Annotated in this window: 17 protein-coding genes, 1 tRNA gene and 1 pseudogene; 3 read left to right on the top strand and 16 right to left on the bottom strand. The window is 58.7% G+C overall.

Annotated features, from left to right (window positions below; translation table 11 throughout):
• The first annotated feature begins 22 nt into the window (after positions 1–22).
• Complete coding sequence (locus tag ACNFCJ_RS11790; RefSeq protein ID WP_416771491.1) at positions 23–775, top strand: SapC family protein; 753 nt, start codon at positions 23–25, stop codon at positions 773–775.
• Positions 776–998: 223 nt separating this feature from the next.
• A complete protein-coding gene (locus ACNFCJ_RS11785) occupies positions 999–1,184 on the top strand; it encodes a helix-turn-helix domain-containing protein (protein WP_416771489.1) in 186 nt (61 codons plus the stop codon).
• 502 nt (positions 1,185–1,686) lie between these two features.
• Here the strand turns inward: ACNFCJ_RS11785 and ACNFCJ_RS11780 are convergent.
• Positions 1,687–1,809: pseudogene (locus tag ACNFCJ_RS11780) on the bottom strand (AAA family ATPase); the annotation flags it as partial.
• A 281-nt stretch (positions 1,810–2,090) separates the two neighbouring features.
• On the opposite strand from ACNFCJ_RS11780, the gene ACNFCJ_RS11775 reads away from it, so the two are divergent.
• Positions 2,091–3,311 (top strand): ATP-binding protein, encoded by a 1,221-nt coding sequence (locus ACNFCJ_RS11775; RefSeq protein WP_003463741.1) that lies wholly within the window; start codon positions 2,091–2,093, stop codon positions 3,309–3,311.
• A gap of 486 nt (positions 3,312–3,797) precedes the next feature.
• On the opposite strand, the gene ACNFCJ_RS11770 is transcribed toward ACNFCJ_RS11775, so the two are convergent.
• The 15 genes from ACNFCJ_RS11770 to rpoD all read right to left on the bottom strand — a co-directional run bounded on the left by ACNFCJ_RS11770 (position 3,798) and on the right by rpoD (position 20,667).
• Complete coding sequence (locus ACNFCJ_RS11770; protein WP_416771487.1) at positions 3,798–3,974, bottom strand: hypothetical protein; 177 nt, start codon at positions 3,972–3,974, stop codon at positions 3,798–3,800.
• Between the two features lie 35 nt (positions 3,975–4,009).
• Positions 4,010–4,414 (bottom strand): restriction endonuclease subunit S, encoded by a 405-nt coding sequence (locus ACNFCJ_RS11765; RefSeq protein ID WP_416771486.1) that lies wholly within the window; start codon positions 4,412–4,414, stop codon positions 4,010–4,012.
• Positions 4,372–5,328 carry a restriction endonuclease subunit S gene (locus ACNFCJ_RS11760; RefSeq protein ID WP_416771485.1) on the bottom strand — a complete coding sequence of 319 codons (957 nt, stop codon included), beginning with the start codon at positions 5,326–5,328 and terminating at the stop codon, positions 4,372–4,374. Before ACNFCJ_RS11760 ends, ACNFCJ_RS11765 begins: the two co-directional genes overlap by 43 nt.
• Positions 5,321–6,868 (bottom strand): N-6 DNA methylase, encoded by a 1,548-nt coding sequence (locus ACNFCJ_RS11755; protein WP_416771483.1) that lies wholly within the window; start codon positions 6,866–6,868, stop codon positions 5,321–5,323. The genes ACNFCJ_RS11760 and ACNFCJ_RS11755 overlap by 8 nt, the downstream gene beginning before the upstream one ends.
• A 133-nt stretch (positions 6,869–7,001) precedes the next feature.
• On the bottom strand, positions 7,002–7,535 hold the full coding sequence (locus tag ACNFCJ_RS11750) for a hypothetical protein (protein ID WP_416771481.1): 534 nt from the start codon (positions 7,533–7,535) through the stop codon (positions 7,002–7,004).
• On the bottom strand, positions 7,532–8,719 hold the full coding sequence (locus ACNFCJ_RS11745) for an AAA family ATPase (protein WP_416771480.1): 1,188 nt from the start codon (positions 8,717–8,719) through the stop codon (positions 7,532–7,534). The genes ACNFCJ_RS11750 and ACNFCJ_RS11745 overlap by 4 nt, the downstream gene beginning before the upstream one ends.
• 249 nt (positions 8,720–8,968) lie before the next feature.
• Positions 8,969–9,628 carry a hypothetical protein gene (locus tag ACNFCJ_RS11740; RefSeq protein WP_416771478.1) on the bottom strand — a complete coding sequence of 220 codons (660 nt, stop codon included), beginning with the start codon at positions 9,626–9,628 and terminating at the stop codon, positions 8,969–8,971.
• A 21-nt stretch (positions 9,629–9,649) separates the two neighbouring features.
• Positions 9,650–11,122 carry a type I restriction-modification enzyme R subunit C-terminal domain-containing protein gene (locus ACNFCJ_RS11735; protein ID WP_416771476.1) on the bottom strand — a complete coding sequence of 491 codons (1,473 nt, stop codon included), beginning with the start codon at positions 11,120–11,122 and terminating at the stop codon, positions 9,650–9,652.
• 164 nt (positions 11,123–11,286) lie between these two features.
• Positions 11,287–11,625 (bottom strand): hypothetical protein, encoded by a 339-nt coding sequence (locus tag ACNFCJ_RS11730; protein ID WP_037025588.1) that lies wholly within the window; start codon positions 11,623–11,625, stop codon positions 11,287–11,289.
• A 559-nt stretch (positions 11,626–12,184) separates the two neighbouring features.
• Positions 12,185–13,018, bottom strand: a complete 834-nt coding sequence (locus ACNFCJ_RS11725; RefSeq protein ID WP_416771474.1) for a hypothetical protein — start codon at positions 13,016–13,018, stop codon at positions 12,185–12,187.
• A 12-nt stretch (positions 13,019–13,030) separates the two neighbouring features.
• Entirely contained in the window at positions 13,031–13,240 is a 210-nt protein-coding gene (locus tag ACNFCJ_RS11720) for a DNA-binding protein (protein WP_416771472.1), read from the bottom strand.
• 409 nt (positions 13,241–13,649) lie between these two features.
• On the bottom strand, positions 13,650–14,708 hold the full coding sequence (locus ACNFCJ_RS11715) for a tyrosine-type recombinase/integrase (protein WP_416771471.1): 1,059 nt from the start codon (positions 14,706–14,708) through the stop codon (positions 13,650–13,652).
• A gap of 127 nt (positions 14,709–14,835) precedes the next feature.
• Positions 14,836–14,912: transfer RNA gene (locus ACNFCJ_RS11710), tRNA-Ile, on the bottom strand.
• A 16-nt stretch (positions 14,913–14,928) separates the two neighbouring features.
• Positions 14,929–18,663, bottom strand: coding sequence for a bifunctional diguanylate cyclase/phosphodiesterase (locus tag ACNFCJ_RS11705; protein ID WP_416771469.1), 3,735 nt, complete (start codon positions 18,661–18,663; stop codon positions 14,929–14,931).
• 156 nt (positions 18,664–18,819) lie between these two features.
• Positions 18,820–20,667: an RNA polymerase sigma factor RpoD gene (gene rpoD / locus ACNFCJ_RS11700; protein WP_106733212.1), complete on the bottom strand. Its 1,848-nt coding sequence runs from the start codon at positions 20,665–20,667 to the stop codon at positions 18,820–18,822.
• Between the last annotated feature and the right edge of the window lie 17 nt (positions 20,668–20,684).

Raw genomic sequence — 20,684 nt, 5'->3', positions numbered from 1 at the left:
CAAAATATGGAGACAAGAAGTAATGACCACGATGTTGCTTTATAGGGAAATCAAGGCGCTCAACCGCGACGAGCACAAGGGCCTGAAAATCAAGCCGGCTACCGACTGCGCCTTCGCAGCGAGCACCCATCTGGTGCCACTGGCTGGCCTGGAGTTCTTCCAGGCCGCGCGCCATTACCCGATCGTCTTCATCGGTTCAGGTGAACAGCTGATGCCGATTGCTCTGTTGGGCATGGCCGAAGGCCACAACAGCTACCTGGATGAATCTAGCCAGTGGCAGGCAAACACCTATGTGCCTGCGTTTGTGCGCCGCTATCCGTTCGTGCTCGCTCAGGACGAGACGGACAACTTCACCGTCTGTTTCGATGCCGCTTACACCGGTTGGAATGAGGAAGAAGGCCGTGAGTTGTTCAACGGCGAGGGCGAGAACACAGCATACCTCAATGAAATGATTCAGTTTTTGCAAAACTTCACCCATGAAATGGAGCGCACTCGTGATCTGGTCAAGGCCCTCAACGAGCTGCAGTTACTTGTTCCCCGGACTTTGCAGTTAACTCACTCCAGTGGCGAGAGCTTTGTGCTGCGAGACTTTCATGCCGTTGATGAAACGCGCTTTGCCGAACTCACTGACGAGCAGGTACTGGAATTGCACAAGAAAGGATTTTTGGGCTGGATTTATGCTCACCTCATGTCTCTGGGTAATGCCAATCAGTTGTTCGATAACTTCCTGAAAAACAAGGTTCAGGAAGATAATTCGGCGGCGCAGTTGCACTGAGTATGCCTAATCTGGGGCTTTCTGCAGTGAGATGTTGGCGATTCAGAGCTTGTCTGGGAGGGATCCTCAATGGTTATAGCGTTCGCGGAATATCGAACTGACTCAGCACTTTGGCCACTGCAAGCATCAGTCAGTTAACAATCCGGCTGACAATCACTCCAACGGCTTCAGATGCAAGAAGCTCAAGGGCTCGCTCGGCGAGCCCCCTCCATAAAGGTGCCGCGTGATCCCGCCTGTCACCTCAAAAGATGCAGCGAGAGGAATTCGTGGCCAGAAGGCTGATGCGACACGCGATGAGACTCGTCGATTGCAGGCCGAAGGCCTATCTAAAGCTGATATCGCGCGTCAGTTAGGTGTCACGGTGAGGACAGTCGAGCGTTATTGGGTCAAACTTGTCACTCAGAAGTGACTAGGCACCATCTACACTAGGTTTCGCGTCTCATGCGGCATGGTCCTTGTGCCGCAGCGGGAGAGTGTGACAGCTCAAGTGAGTCGCAAATCAGGTGCGGCAATACTCACTACGTGTCCCGCTTCCGGCAATACGCAGTTATTTCTCAGTGGTTTTTGTGGGTTTGTCAGTGACCAGAAAGAGCAAATACGGGGAAGCGCAGTGGTAGAGCTGTTCATGTTCAGTGTCACGCCAGTGGGAATGCAGAATTCGGCGGCGCTTATTCTGAGCGGCGCCGATACCCCCTACAGAAAAAGCGGGGTTTGCTAAGGGTTTTTTGAGTTTTTCTGGAAAAGGTGGGGTGCCGGCGTGCCCCACACTACGGCGCCATCCCTCCTGTCCAAAAACTAGGTCGCTGGTTTGGTGGGTGGGGTTGGCTTCTTGGGCGGATTAAGGGAGGGCGTTCCCTTTGTATTAGCCCCACCAATCCCCCTGGCGCGAGCGCTTGTAGCCCGCGTGGCACTAGCCACTGTCCGCTGCTCAGTTGCAAGATCAGCGCCTTATCCAGCCCGCGCGGGCTTCGGTAGTCGATGTCTTCGAGGCAGGCGTTGTGCTTGAGCCGGGCCTGGCGCAGGCGGCTGCTCAAGTTATCCACCTCCAGCCTTTCTTTTAGAAGCTTTTATCTTGTTTTTTTCTTGTTGTTATCTTGTTTTTAGCTGGCTGGACGCTTAGTGCCACGTGGCCTCCAGAGGGGTGACGACTACAGATTCCGGCTGTTATCCACAGATACTGATTTCCTGGGTTTGGCCTTCACGACTACAGATTCCGGTACTCATGACTAACCTGAGGCTCAAAGGGCGGCTGAGCGCTATGATGCGCTATATGTTTGTGGTGTAATTTCCACCATTTAATGGATGAATTTACACCATGTACGCGCGCATAATCCGTCAAAACCTACTCGCAGCCCTGGATGATTCGCCGGTCGTGCTGGTCAACGGCGCCCGCCAGACCGGCAAGAGTACGCTGATCCAAAACCTCGGCCGCGAGGCGACTTACTACACCTTCGACGACCCGGCTGTGCTGGCAGCCGCGCAGGTTGATCCCTTCGGTTTCATCAACGCACTCAAGGGGGCGGTCTGTCTCGATGAGGTGCAGCGTGCTCCTGGGGTGTTCCTAGCGATCAAGGCGGCGGTGGATCGCGACCGTACCCCTGGGCGTTTCCTGCTGACCGGCTCGGCCAATGTGCTATTGCTGCCGCAGATTGCCGACTCTCTAGCTGGGCGTATGGAGGTGCTGAACCTGTGGCCTCTGGCGCAAAGCGAAATCGAGCGTCAGCCCCTTAGCATGATTGATCGACTGTTCAGCGGCCAGATGCCGGATAAGTGCCATTTCGAGCGGCAGGACTTCATCGCGAGGCTGAGTCGTGGAGGCTATCCGGAGGCGCTGAGTCGTTCCGGCGAGCGGCGGCGGGAAGCCTGGTTCGAGAGTTATCTCCATACGATCTTGCAGCGTGACGTTCGCGACCTGGCCCAGATCGAAGGGCTGACGGAGATGCCGCGGCTGATGCAGCTGCTGGGCGCCCGCAGTGGCGGACTGCTCAATGCCGCCGAGCTGTCGCGTTCGACGGGCATTCCGCAGACCACGCTCAAGCGCTATCTGACTCTGCTGGAGACCCTTTTTCTCGTGCGTCAGGTTCCAGCCTGGTCGTCCAATCTCGGCAAACGACTACAGAAATCGCCCAAGCTGTTCGTGACCGACTACGGCTTGATGGCCCACTTGCAGGGCTTGAGCGAAGCCGGCATGGCGGCTGGACTGGGGTTACCGGGGGACTTGGTGGAGGACTTCGTGCATGCCGAGCTGGTCAAGCATCAGAGCTGGTCAGATTTGCGCACGCGGCTGATGCATTACCGTACCTCCACCGGAGTAGAGGTGGACTTCGTGCTGGAGAACCGTCGTGGCGATCTGGTTGGCATCGAGGTCAAGGCAGCGGCCACTATCAGCGGCAAGGACTTCAACGGGCTTCGTCATCTACGCGAGATTACGCCGCAGCAGTTCAAGCGTGGCGTGGTGTTCTACTCGGGCGATCAGGTCGTGCCTTTCGATGAACAACTGGTGGCCGTGCCGCTCGCACTGTTTTGGTCAGTTTGAGCATTTTAGCCGCGCATCCTACGCATGAACGCGTCAGCGTCATGCGCTAGCCGCCTGCACGGCCCTGGCTGATGGCGCTGAAGGTTGTGCGGCGATAGGCGGCAGCAGCCCCGCAATGTCCCCAGCCAGTCTTGGCAGGATAAGAGATTCCGGCGCGTTCTCACCGTTGAAGACCTGGGCCAGCACGCCACGGTGCCGGCCGATGTGGCAGAGGCGTGGTGGCGCCGCCACCCTCACCTGCGCCGGCCACAACCAACTGACCGACTGCATGGCCAATGAACCCTCTCCCCTGGATGGGGCTTTTGACTGATCGCATAGCTTCTCTGGGGTCCATGGACAGTGGACGAACCGCTCCCAGCCTGAGTGAGTGCCAAATCAGGTGAAGGTCATCACCCGCTGCGGATTTTCGCCACGCGAAAATTCATGACCATTAAGTCACACCCTCATTTTCGCGACGCGAAAATCTGGACTAGCGAGGAATTGGTTTTAGGTAAGAGCAAAGGGTGCGATTAGCCGCCTCCTTTGCTCTGCGCCCGGCCAGGTTACCCCATGGGCTTCAAAGGTCTCCAGCACGCGTACCGCCTGCTGGCGTACCGGGTTGCGACGCTCACTGAGCCAGGCAAACAGGTGCTGCAGCAAATCAATCCATTCCTTGGGGTTCATGCGGCAGCTCCTGTGTTGGCGGGTGCGGGGCGTGTTTAGACCGAGGCCTTTCTGCCGCGCTTGGCTTTGGGCGTGGCGGCGCGTTGGGCTTGGATGCGTTCCAGCAGCACGCTGGCCGGTTCGTCGTTCGGATCTTGCGGCACCAGTTCGCCACGGAAGGCTTTGGCCAGGATGCTTTGGGTCAGGTGGTCGATACGGCTTTTGGCCGAGGCGACCTTGGCTTCCAGTTGGTCGGCGAAGGCGAACAGTTGTTCGACGCGGCGAACGATCTCAGTTTGTTCTGCGAGCGACGGGCAAGCGATATCCATTTTTTTTAGAACGGATGCCTTGATGCCTTTGACGGTAGTGCCTGTTGCCTTCTCTAAAAGCTTTTCTTGAAATTGAGGGGATTGCAGTTCTATTGCAGCGAATTTCGAGTTGATCTCTTTGGTGAATTGCAAGCAGATAGCCCGCTGAGCCAGCGCGAATTTTCGTGTATATCAATTGTTGCAACATTGCCCAATGGCGCTTCCGTTGTAATTAAAACGTCCCCAACATTGGGGATGCCTCTTGTCATCCATGAATCGTAGTCTTCAGGGCGTATGTATTCTCTCGGCTCTCTGGATATATAACCTTTACGAATATTCTTGGCTGTAATCAATGGAATTCCAGATTCCACCTTGGTTGGCGTTTTCCCTCTGTAGTCAATGAATCGCGCAATAGTCTCAAGCTTACAATTTGAAATTTCATTGGGTTGGCCGCTTTGCGCACGCCACGCCTCCGTCAATCGCCCGGAAACGGCGGCGGCGAGGACGGATTGGCGGAAGCGTTTGAGCAGGGCAGGGATGCCGTCGATGCGCGCTTTGAGGGTGTCGACCTGGGCCAGCAGTTCATCGAGTTTTTGGGCGATGCGGGTTTGTTCGGCGAGTGGCGGCAGCGGGATTGGAGCAGTCGAAAAGATGCCCTTGTTAACAATTGAAATCGTGGTCGCTGACGACTCACTCTCAAGCCAAGGCTTCAGCGTTTTGCAGTAGTGAAAGATGTATGTGGGATCAACGCCTTGATCTGGGACTACCGCGTTGATTTGCTGGTTCGAAGCCGACAGCTTAGTTGTAATCCCCACCTTGCCAAGGTTCCCAATACAGGTAACCACAATGCTGTCTGGTGGCAGAGCTGGCACCTCAGCCAGCCCATCATCTGTCAAATACACTTCGGTTGAGATCACTGGGCCGCTTTGATCAAGGTCACCCGGCTTGATGAAGGGTATTTCCCCGCCATAAAAGCGCGGCTCTTTGGTGCTTGGCGTCTTCCCCGTAACGATGTGGCCAATATCTGACAATTGACAGACAACCCACCCAGCCGGCAACTCACTCATCCCCAGCCTCCTGAACCACCGAAAGCCCCATCACTTCCGCCATCAACTGCTTCTGCGCCGCCACTTCATCCCCGGCCCCCAGCGCCTTCATCAGTTCTTCCAGCTCATGCAGGGCTTCGGTCAGTTCAGCCATGGCCTCACCGGCTAGCACTTCCGGGGCGGGCAGGTCGGCGGCGTCCAGGCTGTCGGCATCTTTTAGCCAGCTGATATCCAACGAGTCGCCACGCTCGCGGATTTGCTCGCGGGTAAATACGCGGAAGCGGCTGAGTTCGCCGATGCCTTCGACATTTTCGGCGCGCGGGCTATGGCCGTTTGGGTCTTCCCCATAGGCCTCTTCAAAGGGCTTGAGGTGTTGCGCACCAAAGGGTGTGCGCTTGCCAAAGCTGGGCATATTGCTGCGCAGGTCATAGACCCAGACGCGCTGGGTGCAGCCTTGTTCCTGGCGTGGGTTGGCCTGCGTGCCTTTCTGGAAGAACAGCACATTGGTCTTTACGCCCTGAGCGTAGAAGATGCCGGTGGGCAGGCGCAGGATGGTGTGCAGGTTGCACTTGTCCATCAGGTCGCGGCGTACCTCGGTGCCGACGCCTGCCTCGAACAGCACGTTGTCCGGCAGAACCACGGCCGCACGGCCACCCGGTTTCAGACCGCGATAGATATGCTGCAGGAAGGCCAACTGCTTGTTGCTGGTCTTGTAGGTGAGGTCGTCGCGAGTCGGGCCGCCGCCGCCTTTGGCCGTGCCGAACGGTGGGTTGGAGAGGATCACCTCGACCTTGGGCAGGCTGGCGCCGACCTGGCCGAGTGCGTTACCCAGGTGCACCACGCCTTCTTCATCGCCTTCCATGCCGTGCAACAGCGTGTTCATCAGGGCCAGGCGGCGCGTGCCGGGCACCAGTTCGATGCCGACAAAGGCCCTGTTGCGCTGGAAGCTACGAGCTTTCTCATCGAGGTCGTAAAGGTCGTCGGTGTGCTGCTTGATATAGGCATCGGCGGCAATCAGAAAGCCCGCGGTACCGGCGGCCGGATCCTGAATCACTTCGCCGGGCTGCGGCTTGATGCAACGGATAATGCTGTCGATCAGCGGGCGCGGGGTGAAGTACTGGCCAGCGCCAGATTTGGTTTCGTTGGCGTTCTTTTCCAGCAGGCCTTCGTAGAGGTCGCCTAGGCCATCCTGGCGGGCGCTGAACCAGTCGATGCCGTCTAGGCTCTTGATCAGTTGTTCCAGGTGGCGCGGCTCTTTCAGGCGCGTTTGCGCGTCGGCATAAATGGCGGCGATCAGCGGGTCGCTGTTCTTGCCCAGATCCAGCAGCATCTGCCGATAGTGGTCGAGCAGGTTAAGACCGGATTTTTCGGTGAGATCCGGCCAGCGTGCGCCTGCGGGCAGCTTGTGCTCGAACTGGTTACCGCTCTGAGCCTGTTCAAATTCCATCTTGATAAACAGCAGCAGCACCAGTTCGGTGACGTAGTCGCTGTAGTTGATGCCGTCGTCGCGCAGTACGTCGCAGAGGTTCCAGAGCTTCTGGACGATATCGGAGTTGGTCATGGTGGCTTCCTACCAGAAATAAAAAACCCGCACGATTTGTGCGTGGCTGCCGGGGCAGTCAGAGGCATGGCGGGTATGTGGTTGCCGAGGGTAGTGGCCAAGGCGGGGCTTTTCAAGGATGGCCATGCGCGCCTTAGTTACCAGCGGGGGGCTGTAATGCTGTGCGTACCCGCGTGACGGCGGTATTTCGCCCGGCATCCAGTATCTGCCGGGTGAAGAGCGTTGCGTAGGCGCAGGCGTCAGTGTGTCTGCCATCCAGGCGAGGATGCAGGCGAGCCTTGAGCTGTTGGCTGCTCTCGTGTTGGCCTACCGCTTCCCCCAGCGTATCGAGCAAGGCACCCTCAAGGCACTGTGGCTGCCAAAGAATGATTTCATAGCCCTCTTTGGCGGCGCGTTTGTAGTCAGCTTCGTCAGGTGGCAGGTCGGCATCCAGCAGGAACAGGCGGCGGTCATAGTCCTTACCCTGGTACTTGCGAATGGCGTGGGTGATGACGTTGCCCGGTGAGCCGCCATCGCCCGCTTCAACCTTGATGCTCATGCCGCTGTCGCGCGGGCAGTAGAGCTGTTTCATATGGGTTATGAAGGCTCGGTCATCCGCCCCTTCGCCCACCACTAGCAGGGTGCTGCGCATAAGGTTGCGCTGCGCCTTGCGCACTGCTCGCTTCATAGATCCGGCACTCCACCGAGGGCGCCCGCCATGTACTTGGCATAGAGGTTGTCGTCGGCTCGTAGGCCCTGAACTTCATCCAGGCGCCAGGCTTCGGAGCACTGGTCACGCTTCTCGCAGAGGTAGACCTGATGCTTCTGCAGATGGTTGAGCAGCTCCGGTGTGTGGCAGGTGAAGATCAGTTGGGCCTGATGCGGATTGCTGTGTTCGAAACGGAACCAGTCGAGAATACGTGGCATCAGGTGCGGGTGCAGGTCGTTGTCGATTTCATCGATAACGGCGATACCGCCAAACTCCAGAGCGTGCAGGACTTTTCCCAGCAGCACGAAAGCGGACTGGGTACCACTGGATTCGTCGAAGAAGCTCAGCTCGAACTCGTGGCCAGCGTTATTGCGGTGCAGTCCGAAGGCTTCGTGTAGCGTACTGGCGCTGCCATCTTCACGGGTAATTACGCGCGGGCGAATGGCGATGTCGCTCAGGCCAAGGTCAAACTCGCGCATGGCTTCCACCATCCGCACCTTGAGCTGGGGCACCTGCTCATAATCCCGCGCAGCGACAAACACCTCGCTATGCTGGAAATGGCGCCGCCCCATGGCGTTGACGTTGCTGGTCACCCGCTCGAAATACTCGATGAAAGGTTGCGCTTCGCGAATGTCGTAGCTGTGGGCGGCGGCCAGCAGTGACGCATTGGCACGAATGCTTTCGGCCTGCGCCTTGGGGAAGGGAAAGCCTTTTTGCTTGAAGCTGAAGCCTTCGCCATTACGCTCGCGACGGAACAGGTAACTGAACTGGCTGCTGGTTCGTTGTAGCAGGACTTCTCGGATCACCAGCCCAGACTGAAGGGCGAGCTGATAGCGATGTTCGACGCCGGCCAGCAGGAAGTCGATTTCTATGAGCGTCTCTTCTGAGGCGTGCAGACGATGGGGGCGGTAAAAAATCGCGCTGTCTGGGTCGTTCTCCAGAAACGAATCACAGATGAACCAACTGAGAAACGCCAGTGGCTTGATGAGCTGTGTCTTGCCTGAACCATTGGCCCCAACCACCGCTATGACTTTGTTCAGCCTGCTGCCATCAGGCAGGTCGATATCGAAGCCGGAGGGGGTGGGTTTCTTGCCGAGGGTGAAGTCGACTTCGGTTTCGCCAGCAAAGCTGTAGAAGTTCGAGATACGTATGGACTTGATCATATTCTTCAACTTCTAGCGAAATTTCGTTGATTCTTGGCTTTAATTGAATTTTTGGCAAGCGTAAAAGTAGAGAGGCCTTAGCGTGTCGATGCGGGCGGGCTGCGCTTAGTGCTCCCGCAGCGGGGATAGCTGAGCGGCTGGGGTCTGGGTGGGGACATCGACAGGCCGCATAGCTGTGAGCCGATTAGCAGGTTTATTCGGCTCATTGGGTGAGCCAATTGTGTGGGCTAACCGGCTCTGTGTTTCGTTTCAGCAGCCGGGTACCCGCAGTTGCTGGCCGACAGTGACGGCCGTGACCTGAACAGCGTTGAGGGCTTGCCGGGCAACGGGGTCGAACTGGCGGTTGCAGTTGAACTGGCCATCCATAACCCAGTCCTCGCCCATGGTCTTGATCATCTGGTTACGCCAGATATCGGCGGCCTCAATGGCAGCGTCCTCAACCTGCACGGCTTCCAGCAGCACCTCCATAAAATCGACAGCGTGCGGGCCTTCCCAGTGGCCGTAAACGGATGGGTCATATGAGTTGCCGCAACCGCTCAGGCAATCGGCGTGGTAGCTCAAGCCGCCGCCGGAGGCTTGTTCGAAAGCACCGAAAGTCAGGGGTTGGCCAGGGGCCGGTGCGTAGTCGCCAACGAACTGGGTCAGGTCGGCTTGGCACTGGGGGGTTAGTTCCAGGCGCAACGCACTGACGCTGCCTTCAGTCATGGTGGCGGTGATGTTGCAGCCCTGAACGCGGAACTTGTGCTCGTCGCCAAAGGACTCGCGAGGGATGCCCGCAATGGACTCGAAGTAGCGCTGGTTGGTGCCGAGCATTTCACCGTTGAATACTTCGGCCACGGTGCTTGCTTGGGCCAGGGAGCAGACGCCGAGCAGCACGCTGCCAATTAGGGTTTGGGGGAGCTTTTGCATGGGGACTTCCTTGCCGTTGGGTTAGCTGGCCTGGGGCCAGAGATGTTGGTTGAGCGTGTCCAGTACTGTATCCAAGTTGCCGCCCAGGTTGCGATCCAGCGCCTTGAGGCCGCCATCGTTACGGAAGGCATCGTTGACCTGCTGCGGGTCGATGACCACCTCATGCACCAGTTGCTTGGCCAGACGATCCAGCCATTTGCGTTGCACGGGCGTCCAGGGCTGCAGGCTGTAGATGGTCTGCATGGCCTGGGCCACCCGCTGGTCGAAGGGCAATAGGGCCTCGCCGATGGCGGCCTGGCGGATATAGCCGATGATGCTGGCGGCGATTTCCTGGTTGGTCTGATTGCGCCAGGCGCTTTTAAGGCTGGCTTCGCTGAAACCATGCTGGTCGAGCAGCAGGCGGACTTCGCGCAGTTGCTCGCGGGTCAGGTCGCGGGGGCGGTTGACCACCACGCCAAGGGCGGCGGACTGGTTGAGCTGGCTGCGAATAAAGTCGTTGAAGCTTTCCAGGTAGTCGGCCGGCTTCTGGTTTTGTCCGTAGTTTTGCTCGCGCACCAGCAGTTCGTCACTGTGGGTGGAAATAACCGGGTAGTTCTCCGAGCCGAGCAGGGCGCTGACGGCGGCTAGTTGGTTGAGCAGCTGGCTGTGCTGGCGGACGAAATTGGCCGCTTGCTGTGGGCCAAGGTCGTGCAGGTGTTTATGTAACTTGGCCGGCTCAACTCCCCACACTTCTTGCAGCTCATCGAGCTTTTTCTTCAGCGTGGGTTTGTCCTCGGCCTTGTGCTGGGCCTTGCGCAGGATGCGCATGACGCGCTGGCTCAGTTGGTCGAGCACGTCATGGGCGTGGCTGCTGTCGTCCTGGCTACCGGGCGCGTCATGGCTGGCGCCGCTGGTGAGTTCGCTGACCAGTTGCTCCAGGCTGATGTTGGGGTTCTTCACCAGGGGCTTCATGGTGTCGACCGCTTCCAGGCTGGCGTAGAGGTCGACGGGGTCATAGATGCGGAATACGGTTTTGCCGATGTCGTCGCAGCGGCGCGTGGCACGGCCTTTCATCTGCTCATAGAGGATGCGCGAGCGCACCCGGCGCATAAACACCAGGTTGCAGATCTTCGGTACGTCGATGCCGGTGGTGAGCAGGTCGACGGTGATGGCGATATTGGGTGTGGGCTCGTTCTTGTAGCGGCGAATCAGCGTTTCAACCTTGTCGCTCTGGCCGGTGATGATTTCCACGGCGGCCTGGTTGTACTGCTCGCCGTAGGCTTCTTTGAAGGCTTCATCGAGTAGGTTTTTGACTCGCTCGGCATGGGCCTGGTTGACGCAGAAGATCATGGTCTTCTCTTCGCCAAACGGGTCCAGCTCCTTGGCCAGTTCATCACAGATGACCTTGTCAAAGGCCGGGGTGATCACGCGGCGGTTGAACGACTCGATGTTGAAGCTGAGTTCATCTTCCAGCTCGTGCTCCTGGAGAAAGGCGAAATTACTGCTGGCTGCCATGGTCGATCCTTCGGTTACGTTCCACTCATTACGCCAAACGGGCTCTATTACGCGTAAGTGGCTGCAGCTTAACGAAGGTGAGCCGAGTTTGGCCATGGCACTGAGTTGCTCAGTATTCAGCTTTGCCCGTGCGCGGCAGGCCACGGGCCTTCCTCAGCCGCGTTTCACTTTGCGCTCCATGCCTCATAGCCCTGACGCGCAATTTCCTTCTGCGCTAGGTCGTTTTTAGCGCCGCCCAGTTGTCGCAAGGTCAGCAACATTTCCAGCAGTACGCCATCCATGCCTTGCAGGCCGTTACTGCCTTGGGGCTCTCCAGGTGCCAGATCTGTCATCCGCTCGACTGCTCGCCTGAGCATCTGCAACTCATCCATGACGGCATCTTCGCGTTCCAGCCGGTTGCGTAGGTAGGTGCTCAGCGGTAGCTCTGCTGCCATCGCCTGGGCCTCGTACAGCTCTCGTTTTTCCACCGTCAGGCGGAGTGGTATTGCGTCCGCTAGTCTCATATCGCTCCGTAGTCGCCTCCGTATACAGCTGCCCCCTTGTAGAATGGGGGTTTCAGCTTGGTGTGTAGTCGCCTCGCAATACAGCTTAAATGGCTTATTTGTCGAAAACTCTATTAAAATCAATGCCTTGAGTGCGCCTGCAAGGTGCGTATGGTGTATAGCAAAAAAGCTGTGTTTTAAGGGCAGCCAACATCCCCAGAACACCTCGGTTTTTAAGGGAAACTGCTATCAAGAGGGTCTGTGTAATCCCCAACGGCTTGTCCGTTGGCAGAGGTAGCTCAAAAGTAGCAATCAGGTAGCAGTTAAGTAGCAGTTAGATAGCAAGAAAGAAGCAGATCACGCATTTATCAGGCAGGGATGATGCAAAAATCATCCAGGAATGATGCAGAAATCACTCAACTTTGATGCAAAGCACTCCGGTCGAAGATGAATACATTCTGAAGACAGAAAGACAACAGTTAGAGAACACTTAGAAGACAGAAAAGCAACAGTAGGCAGCTGAAAGACAACTGGGAGACAACAAGAAAGCAACAGTCTGGTGCTGCGTTGAATACAAAGCCTACCTCCTGCCGCTAACTACCATCGCCTTAAGCTGGCTTCTTGCGAGAGTGGCTGCTGTTTTTGCTCCTTGGGTAGTCGGGACAAAGTCGCCGCTACGATGGCGCTGTAGAAGCCCATGAAAATACTGAATGGGCGACTGCGTTATGTGACCAGGACGCGCCATCGCTTTGGACAGCTCGGCCAGCAGAAATCTTGCTTCCTGATCCTGTGTGTTACGTAGCAAAACGTTAATTTGCTCCCGCTCGCCTGTGGGTAACTGCCCAAGTGGCTCGGGCTCCGGTGTAGTAGGGTTAGAGTTATAGTTACTGTTAGTGTTAACCCGCCCCCTATCGATAGGGTATGGATAGGGTATCGATACCCTATCTGTGGAGCCTTCATCTGCTGCCGATGAAGGGCCAAATGCGTTGGAGACGAGCTCTCGGAGCTCTCCGTTGTCGGGGAGCCGTTGGATCAGGTCATCGGTGTAAAGCGTGCGCCATTGCTCGGGTAGCTCCCGAATCTGGTTGAAGGTCTTCTGCCGAAGCGTGGGCCCTAGCGCCATGCGCGGGGAGTTGTGATCCCACCAGATGTGAACCCACACGTAGCTCTGCTCTGGTTCGTATTCGATGAAGCCTGCATCTTGTAGCCGGCGCAAAATCGGCATGAATTGGGATTCGGTATCCCAGCCCATTTCAGACGCAGCAATGCGCGGAACAATCTGGTAGGCGCCAATGATGTTGCTGAAAGGGCATGTCAGCAGATAGGTGAGCGTCGACCTGTCTTCCTGAGTCCTGCCAGCCATTTTGGGCGACCGCCAGAATGCAGAATCATTGATAGTGCGTTGCCTGCTCATGCGCTTGCCTCATCAATCAGCCCGCGCAATGCCTTGAGTTTTGAAGTAAACACGGCGACCGATTTTAAGTCGAGAATCTCGGAGTTTTTGGGCGAGCTCAGAGTTGCCAGAAAGAGTTATACGTAATCCATCTTTACTTCTATGAAGAATGTCTGCGACTTGTTCGATTGAAAGTAGAGGGGAGCCTTGAAATTTATCAAGTAGTAGTTGTTCTGTATTCATTTTATATGCTCCTAAAGCATCGATTATGCTAGTTTCTCCAGCTAGCGTTTATTTTCGCTAAGTGGCGATGGCTTCAGGTTATTTGCTGTCAATCTACGCAGTCAAACACATGCTTTGAGTGTTTTTGCGGATATCTGTCCTTGTTTGGTTGTCCCTGTTTCGAGGCGGTAGTTGATTTCACTAGTATTTTTTCTGAATTAAATTGTTACAGTATGGGTGATGTGGAGTGGATGATATGGTCTTGGCGATGAGGCTTTAAGCCGGGACCTGATCTGCGCTGTATGTCGATGCACGGCATTACCCATTTACGGCAAGGCCCCTGTAGTTCGGTGGACTTGTCCGCCGGGCTGCAGGGGCCATAGTTTCTTTCGATCCAGCTTGAGCAAATAAAGTCTGATTAGTCCTATTGCTACCGATCTAGTTTGTCCAGCTTCGCAACCAGATCCTCGGCGCGCAGGTGCGTGTAACGTTTCAGCATCTGCATCGACTTGTGCCCGCTGATGGCGGACACCTCCTGGTCGGATAGGCCGCCCTCGACCAACCGGCTGACAGCCTCATGACGTAGATCGTGGAAGCGCAGGTCGGGCATGCCGAGTTTCTTCTTCAGCAGCCCCCAGGCCTTGGTGAAGGCATAGGGGCGGCGTTGCTCGTCTTTTCCCGGTTCACCAAAGAACACCAGGTCGCAATCCTTGGAGCGTACAGGGTTCTCCAGGGCAGCCTTGAAGGCTTCGGTGGCCAGTTTGGTGAGGGGAACGGTGCGGGCGCTGTCGTTCTTGGTGTCTGCGAGGCGCACCACGCGCTTTTTCAGGTCGACCTGGTGGCAACGTAGCCCAGTGATCTCTGACGAGCGCATGCCCGTTTCCAGGGCGATGCGGACGATCCAGCCCAGCATGGGGTTGCTGTGATTGTTCACGGCGGCCAGCAGGCGCCTTTCCTCGTCAGGGGACAGTCGACGGTCACGACCATCCCCAGGGCTGGGCTTGCGAATGTTCAACACGGGGTTGAAGGTCAGGCCTAGTCCCCATTCCTGAATGGCGACGGTGAAGAGGTGGCTGAGCAGGGCCAGTTCGAGTCGCACGGTATTGTTGCTGGTGGGCCTGCCGTGCTTGTTCAGCGTGTTGAGGCGCGTGTCGCGGTAACTGGCGATGACCTCGGCGGAGAGGGCAGCCAGTGAGTATTTGCCCAAGTGCTGGATGAGCGGTTTGGCCTTGGTGGCTTCTGCCTTGCGTGTGGTGGGCTTCTTGCTGGGTGTCACCTCGGCCAGGTAGCGCTCGAGGGCTTTTTCCAGCGTCAGGCGTTCTGAGCCGCTGCGCTGGATGTACACGCCGCGCACCATCTCGTCTTCGGTGCGGCGTGCCCAGTCTTCGGCATCACGTTTTGTTCGGAAGGTTTTAGTGTTAGTCGGCCAGCCAGTTTTGCGCACCAAGGCTTTCCAGGTACCGGCTTCGGTTTTGACAATCGTGGCCATGTTTTTGAGCTCCAAAGGCGTGCGGCTGTACCGGCACTGTACCGAATTTGTACCTTTGGACTATAGGACTGTTTTTTTAGGCTGTGCTGCAGAAATGAAAAAGCCGCGCAGTGCGCGGCTTTGAAGGTGGTGGGCCCACACGGACTCGAACCGTGGACCAAAGGATTATGAGTCCTCTGCTCTAACCAACTGAGCTATAGGCCCCCAGAAGGCCGGCGGATTATACCGGCGCGTTCTCGCCAGCGCCAACCGCTTGACCTGGTGGGAGAAATTTCCGGGTGAAGGCCTCGGCAGAAAGCGGGCAGCTGACCACGTAGCCCTGGATCTGCAGGCAGCCTTCAGCGGCCAGGCAGAGTTCCTGCGCTTTGGTCTCCACGCCTTCGGCGATCACCGTCAGTTGCATGCTGTTGCCCAGGGCGATGATGGCGCGGGTGATTGCCAGGTCGTGTGGGTCGTCCGGCAGGCCACGGACGAAGGACTGGTCGATCTTCAGTACGTCCAGCGGCAGGCGTTTGAGGTAGCTGAGCGAGGAGTAACCGGTGCCGAAGTCGTCGATGGCCAGTTGCACGCCGAGCTGTTTGAGGCGGTGGAGGATGTCCAGCGCTTCGCCAGCTTGGTTCATGATGAAGTTTTCGGTGATCTCCAGTTGCAGCAGCTCCGGCGCCAGGTTGTAGCGCTGCAGCAGTGCGCTGATGCGCGGCAGCAGGCTGGGCTGGTGCAGCTGAGCGCCGGCGAGGTTGACCGAGAGGGTGCCGAAGCCGCGACCACTTTCCTGCCAGTCCTGCAGTTGGCGGCAGGCTTGCTCCAGCACCCAGTCGCCCAGCGGCAGGATCAGTCCGCTTTCTTCGGCGACGGGGATGAAGCGGTCCGGCGGGATGTCGCCGAACACCGGGTGCGGCCAGCGCACCAGCGCTTCGGCGCCGACCAGGCTCTGGCTGCGCAGGCAGTATTTGGGTTGGTAGTACAGGCACAGCTCGTCGCGTTCCAGGGCGCGGCGTAGTTCCTGTTCCATGGCCATGCGCTCGTTGACCTGGAAGGTCAGCGAGCGGGTATAGAACTCGCTGCGGTTACGGCCCTTGGCTTTGGATTGGTACATGGCCGCGTCGGCGTTCTTGACCAGGGTGGCGACGTCGAGGCCGTCCTTGGGGTAGAGGCTGATGCCGATGCTGGCGCTGATGAAGAACTCGTGGTTGTCGAGCTGGAACGGCGCACCGAAGCAATCGAGCAGTTTCTGCGCGACCTGTTCGGCGTCCTGTGGCTGTTGCAGGCCGGGCAGCAGGATGATGAATTCGTCGCCGCCGAGCCGGGCCACGGTATCGATATCGCGCAGCTGCAGTTTCAGGCGCGCGGCGATGGCCTTGAGCAACTGGTCGCCGACCGGGTGGCCGAGGCTGTCGTTGATCTGCTTGAAGCGGTCGAGGTCGAGAAACAGCACGGCGCCCAGTTGGTCGTCGGCGCGTGAGCCATCCAGCGCACTGCGCAGGCGATTCTCGAACAGCAGGCGGTTGGGCAGGCCGGTCAGCGGGTCATGGTGGGCCTGGTGGTCGAGGCGTGCCTGAGCGTGCTTGAGGCTGGAGATATCGGCGAACACACCGACGAAGTGGGTGGTCTGGTTATCGCTGTTGCGCACGGCGCTGATGGTCAGCCACTCGGGGTACAGTTCGCCGTTCTTGCGCCGGTTCCAGATTTCCCCCTGCCAGTGACCGTTGGCTGCCAGGCTGTGCCACATGGCGGCGTAAAAGGCCTGGTCGTGCTGCCCGGAGGCGAGCAGGCTGGGGCGCTGGCCGAGGGCTTCGGCCTCGCTGTAGCCGGTGATCTGGGTGAACGCACGGTTGACCGCGGTGATGCGCTGCTCGAGGTCGGTGATCATCACGCCTTCGGCGGTGCTTTCGAAAACGGTGGCGGCTTGCTGCAGTTCTTCCTGCATCTGCTGGCGCTCGGTGATGTCGCGGGCGATGGTCAGCAGGCATTCGTCGCCGCCGATGGGCAGCGGCTGCGCGGAGAGTTCGCAGAGGCGCAGGTGGCCGCTCTTGGTACGTACCGGGGCGATCAGGTCGCGCACGCTGCCTTGCTCGCGAATGCGTTGCACCAGGCGCTCACGATCTTTCGGGTCGGCCCAGATGCCCAGGCTGAGGGTGCTTTGTTCGGCTATCTCGTCGAGGCTGTAGCCGGTGATGTGACTGAATCCTTCGTTGGCCTCCACCAGCAGGCCGTCACGCAAGCGAGTTATCAGCAGGCCGTCAGGCGAAGCGTGGAAGGCTTTGGCGAACTTCTCCTCGGATATCTGCAGCTTTTGCTGGGTGGTCTTCAACTGACTGATATCGCGTACCACCACGACCAGTGCGGGGGTGTTGTCGAGGACGAAGGGGCTGGCGGAAAGCAGGCCGGTGAACAGGCTGCCGTCGGCGCGGCGGAAGGGCATCTCCAGGTTGCGCAGGCTCTCATCCTGCAGGCGCAGTAGCAGACTCGGGCCAATGCCGGGCACGCCCCACAGGTCGAGCTCGGTGGCGGTCTTGCCAGTGGCCTGCTCGACGCTGAACCCCGTCTGCTCGACGAAGGTGCTGTTGACCTCCAGCAGTACGCCGTCGACACGGCGGGTGATGATCAGGATGTCCGGGCACTGCTGGAACACCGAAGCGAACTTCTGTTCTGACAGGCGCAGCGCCTGCTCGGTCTGCTTGGCGTCGCTGATGTCGACCATCAGGCCGCGAATCACCTGGCGTTCGTCGCGTTGCAGCAGGGTAACGATATCGCGCACCCACACCGTGCGCCCGTCGGCGGCGAGCAGGCGATACTCCAGGGCATGGTCGTAACCACTTGCGCATTGTTCCAGGCAGTTGCGCAGGGTGCGCTGGTGATCGTCCGGGTGTAGATGGCGTTGCCAGAAGCCGGGCTCCAGCCATTCGTGCAGGGGATAGCCCAGCAGCTTTTCCGCATGGGGCGAGACGTAGGTGTAGGTGAGCCCGCTGGACTCGGTCTCCCAGGTAATGGCCGAGAGGCTTTCGACCATGTCGCGAAAGTGCTGCTCGCGGTTGTGCAGCTCCTGCTCCAGCGCTTCGCGGTTGCGCATCTCGCGTTTCAGGCGGCGGTTGATGCGCAGGATGATGGCGATGATCGCCAGCAGGCCAAGCACCGCGGGCAGGCTGTAGAGCAGGGTTTCGTGCCAGACGTTGCGTTTGTCCAGCACGCTGCCGACCCAGGGTTCCTGCAGGTCGGCGATTTCTTCGGCGCTGAGTTCGGCGAAGAGGCGGTCGAGAATGCCGACCAGCATGGTCTGCCCACGGGGTACGGCCATTGCCAGCTGATAGCGATAGGGCGTCTCGCCGCTGATATAGAGGCCGTCGAGCTTGAGCTGGCGCAGGCTCCAGACGCTGGAGGCGAGGTCGCCGACCATGGCATCAGCCTCGTTGGTCGCCAGCGCCTGCAGCGCAGCGGCGGTATTGCGCAGGGGCAGCAGGTTGAGGTCAGGGTGTTGCTGGCGCAGCAGTTCGTGCGGGGCGTAATCGCTGACGACGGCGACTTTGAGGCCGTAGAGGTCTTTGAGCTGCTTGGGCTGTGGTCCGCCAGTGCGGGCCAGGATGATGATGGGGAAGTCCAGGTAGGGGCGGGTGAAGGTCAGGTATTCCTGGCGTTCGGGTGTCGACATCACACCGGGAAGCAGGTCGACTTGGCCCCTGCGTGCTCGCTCCAGTATCGCGCTCCAGTTGCTGGGCTCGACGGGTTGCAGCTCGACGCCAAGGCGTTCTTCGATCAGGCGCACGTAGTTGGCGGTCAGGCCGTGGTAGTTGCCCTGTTCGTCACGAAATTCGAAGGGTGGCCAGGATGCATCGACACCCAGGCGTAGTTCGGGGTGGGCTGCCAGCCAGGTGCGCTCGTCCTCGTTGAGTGTCAGGGCTAGGGCCGGGGTCATCCAATACGCCAGGCACAACAGCACAATGGCCGGCAAGCGGGGCATAGCAGCCTCGTTTCGAGATCAGTATCGCTCTAGTGTAGATCGGCTATTGCCGGGATGGCAGTTTGATTGCAGTGCCCGTGCTTGCCTGTGGCTGGCGAGTGATTAGGCGCACTGCCCAGAAAGCAAAACCCCCGGCCTGGGCCGGGGGTTCTGGTATCACTCGTCGAGGAAGGAGCGCAGATGCTCGCTTCGCGTCGGGTGGCGCAGTTTGCGCAGCGCCTTGGCTTCGATCTGACGAATACGCTCACGGGTGACATCGAACTGCTTGCCCACTTCCTCGAGGGTGTGGTCGGTGTTCATGTCGATACCGAAGCGCATGCGCAGGACCTTGGCTTCACGGGCAGTGAGGCCGGCCAGCACTTCGCGAGTGGCTTCCTTGAGGCTTTCGACCGTGGCTACGTCGATCGGGGACTGCATGGTGCTGTCCTCGATGAAGTCGCCCAGGTGCGAATCTTCGTCGTCGCCAATCGGGGTTTCCATGGAGATCGGCTCTTTGGCGATCTTCAATACCTTGCGGATCTTGTCCTCAGGCATTTCCATGCGCTCACCCAGCTCTTCCGGAGTCGGCTCGCGACCCATTTCCTGCAGCATCTGACGGGAGATGCGGTTGAGCTTGTTGATGGTCTCGATCATGTGCACCGGAATACGGATGGTGCGCGCCTGGTCGGCGATCGAGCGGGTGATCGCCTGGCGAATCCACCAGGTGGCGTAGGTCGAGAACTTGTAACCGCGGCGGTATTCGAACTTGTCCACCGCCTTCATCAGGCCGATGTTGCCTTCCTGGATCAGGTCGAGGAATTGCAGGCCACGGTTGGTGTACTTCTTGGCGATGGAGATCACCAGACGCAGGTTGGCCTCGACCATTTCCTTCTTGGCGCGGCGAGCTTTCGCTTCACCGATGGACATGCGACGGTTGATGTCCTTGATCTCGGCCAGGCTCAGGCTGCACTCGGCTTCCAGATCAGCCAGCTTCTGTTGGCAGCGCTGGATGTCAGCTTGCAGGTTGCCCAGGGCTTCGGCGTATTTCGCCTTGCCTTTGGCCAGGCCGGCGGACCAGTCCATGTCGATTTCGTTGCCCGGGAACAGGCGCAGGAAGTCGGCACGCGGCATGCGCGCATCACGTACGCACAGCTGCATGATGGCGCGCTCTTGCGCACGCAGACGGTCGAGAGCATCGCGCACCTGGGTGACCAGGGCGTCGTACTGCTTGGGCACCAGCTTGATCGGCATGAAGAGCTCGGCCAGGGTGGCCAGCTCTTCGGTGGCCTGCTTGCTGCCACGGCCGTGCTTTTTCAGCGCTTTCTGGACTTTGTCCTGCTGCTCGGAGACGGCACCAAAGCGGCGTGCGGCTTCTTCCGGGTCCGGACCGCCGTCGCCTTCTTCTTCCTCGTCGTCGCTGTCGCCGTCTTCCTCGTCGTCGTCGCTTTCTTCAGCGGCGGCGCCATCCTTTACAGGTACGGGAGCGGCGGCTTCGTCAGGCACGCTGCCGTCATCCGGGTCGATGTAGCCACTGAGGACTTCGGCCAGACGACCGCCCTCGGTGGTGACGCGGGTGTACTCGGCGAGGATGCCGTCGACGGTGCCGGGGAAGTGAGCGATGGCGCTCATGACTTCGCGGATGCCTTCCTCGATGCGTTTGGCGATTTCGATCTCGCCTTCGCGGGTCAGCAGTTCCACGGTGCCCATTTCACGCATGTACATGCGCACTGGGTCAGTGGTGCGGCCGATATCGGTCTCGACAGCGGCGAGGGCGGCAGCGGCTTCTTCGGCTGCAGCCTCGTCGGTGTCGGCATCGGCCAGCATCAGGGCGTCTGCATCCGGAGCACTCTCGTGTACCGGGATCCCCATGTCATTGATCATGCGGATGATGTCTTCCACCTGCTCAGGATCTGAAATGTCCTCAGGCAAGTGGTCGTTGACCTCTGCGTAAGTCAGATACTTCTGCTCACGACCCAGGGTGATCAACTCTTTGATACGAGATTGCTGCTGCGCTTTTACGGACATAACACCCTATCCACTGA

Origin of the sequence: Pseudomonas sp. NY15364 (genome assembly GCF_048068235.1) — a bacterium.
Classification (GTDB): domain Bacteria; phylum Pseudomonadota; class Gammaproteobacteria; order Pseudomonadales; family Pseudomonadaceae; genus Aquipseudomonas; species Aquipseudomonas mendocina_D.
Note: the sequence above shows the minus strand (reverse complement) of the source record. Positions and strands in the feature narration are given on the sequence as shown.

Bases quoted from the DNA above. Each gene is read 5' to 3' on its own strand.
- ACNFCJ_RS11790 (WP_416771491.1), top strand. From the start codon at position 23: ATGACCACGATGTTGCTTTATAGGGAAATCAAGGCGCTCAACCGCGAC.
- ACNFCJ_RS11775 (WP_003463741.1), top strand. From the start codon at position 2,091: ATGTACGCGCGCATAATCCGTCAAAACCTACTCGCAGCCCTGGATGAT.
- ACNFCJ_RS11770 (WP_416771487.1), bottom strand. From the start codon at position 3,974: ATGAACCCCAAGGAATGGATTGATTTGCTGCAGCACCTGTTTGCCTGG.
- ACNFCJ_RS11760 (WP_416771485.1), bottom strand. From the start codon at position 5,328: ATGAGTGAGTTGCCGGCTGGGTGGGTTGTCTGTCAATTGTCAGATATT.
- ACNFCJ_RS11755 (WP_416771483.1), bottom strand. From the start codon at position 6,868: ATGACCAACTCCGATATCGTCCAGAAGCTCTGGAACCTCTGCGACGTA.
- ACNFCJ_RS11750 (WP_416771481.1), bottom strand. From the start codon at position 7,535: ATGAAGCGAGCAGTGCGCAAGGCGCAGCGCAACCTTATGCGCAGCACC.
- ACNFCJ_RS11745 (WP_416771480.1), bottom strand. From the start codon at position 8,719: ATGATCAAGTCCATACGTATCTCGAACTTCTACAGCTTTGCTGGCGAA.
- ACNFCJ_RS11740 (WP_416771478.1), bottom strand. From the start codon at position 9,628: ATGCAAAAGCTCCCCCAAACCCTAATTGGCAGCGTGCTGCTCGGCGTC.
- ACNFCJ_RS11735 (WP_416771476.1), bottom strand. From the start codon at position 11,122: ATGGCAGCCAGCAGTAATTTCGCCTTTCTCCAGGAGCACGAGCTGGAA.
- ACNFCJ_RS11730 (WP_037025588.1), bottom strand. From the start codon at position 11,625: ATGAGACTAGCGGACGCAATACCACTCCGCCTGACGGTGGAAAAACGA.
- ACNFCJ_RS11725 (WP_416771474.1), bottom strand. From the start codon at position 13,018: ATGAGCAGGCAACGCACTATCAATGATTCTGCATTCTGGCGGTCGCCC.
- ACNFCJ_RS11720 (WP_416771472.1), bottom strand. From the start codon at position 13,240: ATGAATACAGAACAACTACTACTTGATAAATTTCAAGGCTCCCCTCTA.
- ACNFCJ_RS11715 (WP_416771471.1), bottom strand. From the start codon at position 14,708: ATGGCCACGATTGTCAAAACCGAAGCCGGTACCTGGAAAGCCTTGGTG.
- ACNFCJ_RS11705 (WP_416771469.1), bottom strand. From the start codon at position 18,663: ATGCCCCGCTTGCCGGCCATTGTGCTGTTGTGCCTGGCGTATTGGATG.
- rpoD (WP_106733212.1), bottom strand. From the start codon at position 20,667: ATGTCCGTAAAAGCGCAGCAGCAATCTCGTATCAAAGAGTTGATCACC.